Below are 7,569 nucleotides of genomic sequence, written 5' to 3'. Positions count from 1 at the left end.
GCCCGGTCCCCCGCCGCTGCCGGGGCCACCGCCCCCGTCCGAGCCGCCCGCGCCGGAGCCCGTGTGGTCGAACGCGCAGAAGCTGGCGTTCCGGCTGCTGTTCGTGCTCGGCGGCGGCATCCTGCTGCTGTCCGTGTACGGCAACGCGGGACTCGCCGTCGTGTGGAAGTTCTCCGGGATCTGGTGGCTGTTCGCCCAGATCGGCAGCTTCATCACCACCGGCGGAGGCGTCGACATCGTCGTCTCCGGCGGCGGCGACAACCGGTGGCAGTGGTCCATGCACCTCGGCTGGATCGTGGTCGGCCTGGTGATCGTGGCGGTGTGGACGGCCCTCGACCGGAACCGCCCGAACTACCGCTCGCTGCTGGGGCTGCTCGGCGTCCTCGCACGGTTCGCGCTGGCGCTGTCGATGCTGTTCTACGGCATCGCCAAGGTGCTCCCCACGCAGATGGGCTTCATGGCGCTGCCGGCTAACCAGCTGCAGCTCACCGGCGACACCAGCCTGTTCACCACGCTGTGGGGCTTCATGGGCGCGTCGGTGCCCTACATGGTGGTCACCGGCCTCATCGAGCTGACGGCGGGCGTGCTGCTGCTGTGGCGGCGCACCGCGATCCTGGGATCGCTGCTCGCGATCGTCGCGATGGGGCAGGTGTTCCTGCTCAACCTGTTCTACGACGTGCCCGTGAAGATCATCGCCGGCGAGCTGCTGCTCATCGCGATCGCGCTCACCGTGCCGTACGCGCCGAACCTGCTGCGGGCGGCGCTGAACCGGCCGGCGCCGACCCCGGTACCGCCGCTGCCCGTCGCGGGCGCGGGCCGCTCGTGGGCCCGGATCACGGGGCAGGTCCTCAAGTTCGGCGTGGCGGGGCTCCTGATGATGGTGCTGACGGCGAGCGGCGCGCTCATGACCTACGTGCTCCACACCCCGCGCTCCGCCCTCGACGGGGTCTGGCGGGCCACGTCCTTCACCGTCGACGGTGCGCCCGCCGGGCTCGCGCAGCGCGACCCGGCGCCGTGGGCGAACGTGGCGATCACCCTGCGCGGTAGCGACTCCAACGACGTGCTGAAGCAGCTCGGCTCGGCGTACGACAGCGTGGTGACGCAGGAGCCCTCCGGCTACACCACCTCGTGGCTGCTCGAAGTGGAGGGCGACGTGCTCAAGCTGCGCAAGAAGGAGGACGACGCTCCCCTGCGCGTGACCGCGCGGGTCGACGGCGACCGGCTGCAGTTGAGCGGCACGGTGGACGGCAAGCGCGTCGAGGGCGTCTACGAACGACGATTCATGGAGCGGCAGCGTTCGCACTTCCGGCTCGTCCAGCCCGACGATCCCGGTGCCGCAAGCCCGGAACGAGGAGGTTCCTGACATGACCAGACCATTCCGCTTCGCGGTGACCGCTCTGCCGGTGCCGCAGCTCGGCGACTGGGCGACCTACGCCCGGTCGGTGGAGTCCGACGGCTTCGACGTGCTCGCGCTGCCCGAGAACTACCCGCTGCCCGACGGTTTCACCTCCGCCGCGGTGGCGCTGGGCGCGACCTCGACGCTGGAGGTGGCGAACTACGTGGTGGCCGCGCCGCTGCACGATCCGAAGCACGCGGCGTGGCAGGCGCATTCGCTGGCGACGATCAGCGGCGGCCGGTACCGGTTCGGCATCGGCACGGGCCGGCCCGACGTGGCCGGCGACGCCGCCGCCCTCGGCGTACCCTTCGGCACGGGCGCCGAGCGCCTCGCCCGCGTCGTGGACACGCTCGACGCCCTGGCCGCGCTCGACGGTGCCGGGCACACCCCGGTGCTCATGGCGGCGGGCGGGCCGAAGGCCCTCGCGGTGGCGCGCGAGCGGGCCGACACGGTGGCCGTCGCGACGGCGCCCACCACCACGGCCGAGGCCCTCGCGGCGCTGACGGCGCCGCTGCGGGACCGGGTGGAGCTGGCCTGCTCGATCTTCGCGGTGAACGGCTTCGCGCCCGACTACGTGAGCGCCTTCATCGGCACCGACCTCGACGCCCTGCGCGCCGTGGACTCCCCCGCGCTGGTGGACGGCTCGGTGGACGAGATCTGCGAGACGCTGATCCGCCGCCGCGAGGAGTACGGCTTCTCGCTCATCGCGCTCGGCGGGCACACCCTGGAGGCGATGCGCCCGGTGGTATCGCGCCTGGCCGGAACGTGACGCGCCGACGCTGCCCCTCCCCGACCGTGCAGGCGCATGATGGAGGCATGCGCCCCGAACTGAGGTCCGTGCCCGGTGCCGCCCCGCGGGGCGTGGTGTTCGGCGATCCGCACGTCACGCCCGACGGGACGACGGTCATCACCGTCTCCCGCGTGCGGCGCCGGCGCAGCGGCGAGGACCGGGTCTCCGCGATCGGCGTGTACACCGTGCGTGACGGGCAGGCGGTGTGGTCGCCGGCCGTCGACGCGGACCGCATCGCGCTCATCGGTGTGGCGACCGGCTTCGTCGCCGCCACGCTCGCGACCCTCGCCGTGCTCCGGCAGCCGCCGTGGCCGGCGATGACCGGGACGATCACAGCGATCCGGGACCGGTAGCTCCGGGGCAGCTGCCATCTCAAGGAGAAGGGTGGTTCGCTGATGTCGGACTCCGAGACAGAACCGCTCATGCGAGCAGTCGGAACGCTGCTGGATGTCGAGAGATCGCCCGGCTTGACGTGCACCGTGCTGGACAAGCGTTGGCCCAGAGGGCAGTTCCACGGCGAGCCGTCCTCGGTGAAGCGTCGTCAGCTCGAGTTCGATCACGCCGCGCAGACCTTCTCGCTCGTCGACACATCGTCGCCCGTTCGGGTCGAGACCCGCTACTCCCCCGACACCGGGTACCAGATGATCCACGGCGACGACCCCACGGACCTTCCCGCCGATAGCCCAAGGCCGCTCGCCGTTCAACTCCTCACCCCGTCTCAGCTCGACATCTGGGGACGCGGATCGGACCAGTGGAGGATTGCGAGCTCAGCGCAGCAGAACGGCGAACTGCTCGTTCGCGCCGTTCACAGGGTCAGTCCGCATTCCCGCGCCGAGATCGCGATCGATCTCGGCGTCAGGCTCCCCGTGCGGTGGACCGCGGAGTACGAGGCGAGCGGGGGCAAGTTCGAGATCGAGTTGGCGGACATCGCGCTCGACGGGCCATGGTCGTTCACCCCCTGGGAACTCGGCTCGCGGGAGCGCGAGGGCACGCTCGGCGCCGACTCCCTCGGTCCGACCTCCACCTAGCTGCGGCCCCGGACCACGCTGACCGCACGTCCACTCCACGCACCGTGCGCGAGATGCAGCGCTACGCGACGGAGCGCACCCGATCCTCATCCAGTTGGGCCTTCCCCTGGCCCGGCGCCGGAGCTGGGACCCGCGACACGTCTGCCGCGGGTGCTCATCGCTCCGGCTCGTCGACCATCGCCACCTGCACCAGCTCCACGCCGCGGGCCCGGGAGACCCAGGTGCCGCGGCCGGGCGGCTGCGGCGACATCTTGACCGCACCGAGGACGGTGCCCTCCTCGCGGGAGCCGCTCATCACCAGGCCGTCAGCGGCGAGGTCGCGGAGGCGGGCGAGGAAGCTCTCGTACAGTCCGCGCGCGAGGCCGCCGCTGCGCCGCGCGACGATCACCTTGAGACCGATGTCGCGCGCCTGCGGCAGCAGCTCCAGCAGCGGAGCGAGGGGGTTGCCGGTGGCACTCGCGACCAGGTCGTAGTCGTCGACGATCAGGTAGATGTCCGGGCCGGTCCACCACGAGCGGTCCTTGAGCTGCTGCGGCGTGACGTCCCCGTCCGGGCAGCGCTCGCGCAGGACCCGCACGAGATGCGCGACCATGGGGGTCAGCGCATCCGATGACGAGGCGTAGCCCGCGAGGTGGTCGCTCTCGATCACGCCGAGCAGCGTCCGGCGGTAGTCGACGAGGACGATCTTCGTCTGCTGCGGGGTGCCGCCGGCGACGAGGCCGGCGATGATCGTCCGCAGGGTCTCGGTCTTGCCGCACTCGCTGTCGCCCAGCACCAGGAAGAAGGGCTGCGACTCGAACTGCAGTGTCGCGGCGGCGAGTTCGGATTCGCCGACGCCGAAGACGGCGTGCGTGGGTGGCGCGTCCCGGCGAGCCGGGATCCGGTCGCGCAACACGAGGTCGGGAAGCATCCGCACCTCGGGCGCACGTTCTGCGCAGCGCTCCGCGATCTCGGAGACCAGGGCCTGCTGCGCCGCGGGGAGATCGTCGGACTCCACGCCGCAGGGCAGCGCGACGAGCATGTGCAGCTGATCCGAGGTGATGCCGCGGCCGGGCCGTCCGACGGGCACCGAACCCGCCACCCGGCGGCCCATCTCGGAATCCATCGGATCGCCCAGCCGCAGCTCGATCCGCGTGCCCAGCTGATCCTTCACCGCGGGGCGGACCTCGCCCCACCGCGACGCGGCGATCACCAGATGCACGCCGTAGGACAGGCCCTGCGCGGCGATGGCGTTGACCTGCGGCTCGAGCGACTCGAACTCGCTGCGCAGCACCTGCCAGCCGTCGATCACGAGGAAGACGTCGCCGAACGGATCGGTCGCGGCGGCCGGGTGGGCGCGGTACTGCTCCATCGACGCGACGCCGTGCTCACGGAACGCCGCCTCCCGCCGGCGGATCACCCCCGTGACCTCCGCGACGGTGCGGCGCACCCGGTCCGGGTCCAGGCGGCCGGCGACGGATCCCACGTGCGGGACGCCGGCGATGCTCGCGAGTGAGCCGCCACCGAAGTCGAGTACGTAGAACTGGACCTGCCGCGGCGTGTGCGTGAGCGCCGCGGAGACGATCAGCGTGCGCAGTGCGGTCGACTTGCCCGACTGCGGGCCGCCGACGACCGCGACGTTGCCCTGAGCACCGTTGAGATCGACCACCAGGAGGTCCCGGCGCTGGTCGTACGGGCGGTCGACGACGCCGATCGCGACGCGCAGCGCCGTGGAGTCGTTGCGCCGCAGGTGCGCCGCGAGCTCGCCGACGGGCGCGGACTCGTCGAGCGGCGGCAGCCAGACCTCGTGCGCGGGCAGGCCGTGCCCGGCCAGGCGCGCGACCATCGTCTGCAGGAGCGACGGCGCGCCGACCCCAGGCGCGGCTGTGCCCGACGGGCTGGTCGGCGGCACGGGGTCGCCGGGCTGGGCGGGAATCCGCATGAGCCCCTCGGGCAACCCCGGCGACCGGCGCCGCTCGATCGGGGCCGCCGCGTTGAGGTATTCGCGGACCGCGGCACTGCCGACCGTCCCGCGGCGCACCGTCGACGCCGCGGAACTCGGCGGCTCGTACTCACCCGAGACGTAGCAGGCGTGGAAGCGGCGCGGCGGATCGGCGTCGAATTTGAGGTAACCCGCGCCGGGCGTCGACGGCAGGTGATACGCGTCCGGCACGCCGAGGACGGCGCGGGACTCGCTGGCCGAGAAGGTCTTCAGACCGATGCGATAGGACAAGTGCGAGTCCAGCCCGCGGAGCTTGCCCTCCTCGAGCCGCTGCGAGGCCAGCAGCAGGTGGATGTGCAGCGACCGTCCCAGGCGGCCGATCGCGACGAAGAGCTCGGCGAAATCAGGCTTCTGCGAGAGCAACTCGGAGAACTCGTCGACGATGACCACGAGCGCGGGCATCGGCTCGAGCGGCGCGCCCGCGCGGCGCGCCTTCTCGTACTCGCCGACATTGGCGAAGTTCCCTGCCCGGCGCAGCACCTCCTGTCGGCGGTTCATCTCGCCGGAGAGGGCGTCGCGCATGCGGTCGACCATCGCGATCTCCTCCTCGAGGTTCGTGATGACCGCGGCCACGTGGTTCAGGGATTCGAGCCCCAGGAACGTGGCGCCGCCCTTGAAGTCGACGAGCACCAGGTTCAGCGCCTCCGGCGGGTGCGTGGCGACCATCGACAGCACGAGGGTGCGCAGGAACTCGGACTTCCCGGAGCCCGTGGCCCCGATGCAGAGCCCGTGCGGGCCCATGCCGTTCTCGGCCGCCTCCTTGAGGTCGATCTCCACCGGCTCGCCCCGCGGCCCCACCCCGATGGGCACCCGCAGCCGCTCGCGCGCGGTGCGCTCGCGCCACACCGTCTCGGGTGTGATCGCGGCGGCGTCGGTGATGCCGATCAGCGCGGGCAGGCCGGGGTCCGTCGCGCCCGCGTCACCGTCGAAGTCGAGCAGCTCGGCCATGGACGCCGGGCGGAACCGGCCGATCCGCCGGGCCGTGACCTGCGCGGCGCCCGCCGTCACGGCGTCGGGCTGCGCGAAGTACTCGACCCCGGCGGCGCTGCGGGCGCCGAGCCGCCGGGCGTCGTCGATGACGAGTTGCAGGCCCGCGCGGACCGCGAGCGAGTCCGGCTCGGGCGAGAGGTCGAGCAGCGTCACGCCGTCGATCCCGACGGCCGCGTCGAGCGCACCGCCGGGCGTCACGGCGATCCCGCGGTCCAGCAGGATCACGACGTGGGGCCGCGAGGGATCGACGGGCGCGGACCGCGCGAAGGGGCCGCGGTCGGCGAGCTGGGGCGCGATCGCGTCCTCGAGCTCCGCCGCCGAGCCGTAGACCGTGCGCACGGGACCGAGACTGTCGCACTCCGTCGGGTGGGCCACGTGCGGAAGCCATTTCAGCCATCCCCACTCGGCGGAGTCGACCTCGGGCGTGGCGGCGACGATCCGCACGTGGTCGGGCCCGTGCAGAGCCGCGAGGGCCAGCACCATCGCGCGGGCCGCGTCGAAGACCTCGGCGCGCGGACCGCTCAGCCCGACGGCGGGGAACCCGCGCAGGGCCACCGCGACGGGCAGCCCGGGCACGGAGGCGCCGTGCCGGACGAACCGGCGCAGCGCCACCGTCGACACCGGTTCGAGGTCCTCGAGCGGGCCGGTCTCCGGCGGCACCAGGCGCGTGGCGAGACGCTGGCTGCCGACGCCGACGCGCACGTGCAGGAAGTCGGGGTCGGCGGGTCGGCGCTCCCACATCCGCCGGGTCCCGACGCACCCGGGCAGCGCCGCCGGATCGGGGTGGATCCAGTCCAGGGCGGCGCGCTGCTCCGTGCGGGTACGGTCCACCTGGGTGCGGATCTGCCCCAGGTAGCGTAGGTAGTCCTTGCGGTCCTCGTTCAGTTCGGCCGCGGACGCACCGTTGCCGCGGTTGTTCATCCCGTACATGCCGAACATCGACATGAGCATCATGATCGGGAACATCATCATGAACGGGCTCTGCATCATGGCGCTGCCAGAGGTGAACATCAACGCGATCATGCCGATCACGGCGACCACCATGACCACGGGCAGCAGCTTGCCGAGCAGACCTCCGGGGACGGCGCGCGGGATCTCGGGCGGCGCCTGCAACGCCACCTCGCCGCCGGGCGTCCGCGGTGGCGCGAGCCGCTGCTTGCGCGCGAAACCCTCTGTGACGGGCTCGAAAACCACGTCGGTCGTGTCGGTCACCCTCGGACTCCCCCGGGACTGCGGCGCGCCCCCACGCGCCGTCGTGGCACCACTGTGCACCCTCGCGTCGGCGCGCGGAAGACTTTCCGCGAACTTCGCGCGGAAGGGAACCGATCGCCGGGCTGGTGCGTCCAATGAGTATCGGGCCCTGTTCCGCGGGCGCGGATGACGG

Annotated in this window: 5 protein-coding genes; 4 read left to right on the top strand and 1 reads right to left on the bottom strand. The window is 72.4% G+C overall.

The window, feature by feature from the left end:
* The 4 genes from ACM9LD_RS22245 to ACM9LD_RS22230 form a co-directional block, all read left to right on the top strand.
* A partial coding sequence (locus ACM9LD_RS22245; RefSeq protein WP_415678695.1) for a hypothetical protein occupies positions 1–1,363 on the top strand: 1,363 nt, incomplete at its 5' end.
* Position 1,364: 1 nt separating this feature from the next.
* Positions 1,365–2,165, top strand: coding sequence for an LLM class flavin-dependent oxidoreductase (locus ACM9LD_RS22240; protein ID WP_415678694.1), 801 nt, complete (start codon positions 1,365–1,367; stop codon positions 2,163–2,165).
* 47 nt (positions 2,166–2,212) lie between these two features.
* The gene (locus ACM9LD_RS22235) at positions 2,213–2,539 is read left to right on the top strand and encodes a hypothetical protein (protein ID WP_415678693.1); all 327 of its coding nucleotides are present in this window, start codon (positions 2,213–2,215) and stop codon (positions 2,537–2,539) included.
* A 177-nt stretch (positions 2,540–2,716) separates the two neighbouring features.
* Positions 2,717–3,214 (top strand): hypothetical protein, encoded by a 498-nt coding sequence (locus ACM9LD_RS22230; RefSeq protein ID WP_415678692.1) that lies wholly within the window; start codon positions 2,717–2,719, stop codon positions 3,212–3,214.
* A 154-nt stretch (positions 3,215–3,368) separates the two neighbouring features.
* On the opposite strand, the gene eccCa is transcribed toward ACM9LD_RS22230, so the two are convergent.
* Entirely contained in the window at positions 3,369–7,397 is a 4,029-nt protein-coding gene (gene eccCa / locus ACM9LD_RS22225) for a type VII secretion protein EccCa (protein ID WP_415678691.1), read from the bottom strand.
* Positions 7,398–7,569: the final 172 nt, after the last annotated feature.

It is taken from the genome of Tsukamurella hominis, from assembly GCF_965137015.1.
In the GTDB taxonomy this organism is placed as follows: Bacteria; Actinomycetota; Actinomycetes; order Mycobacteriales; family Mycobacteriaceae; genus Tsukamurella; species Tsukamurella hominis.
This window is presented reverse-complemented; position numbering and strand designations above follow the sequence as displayed.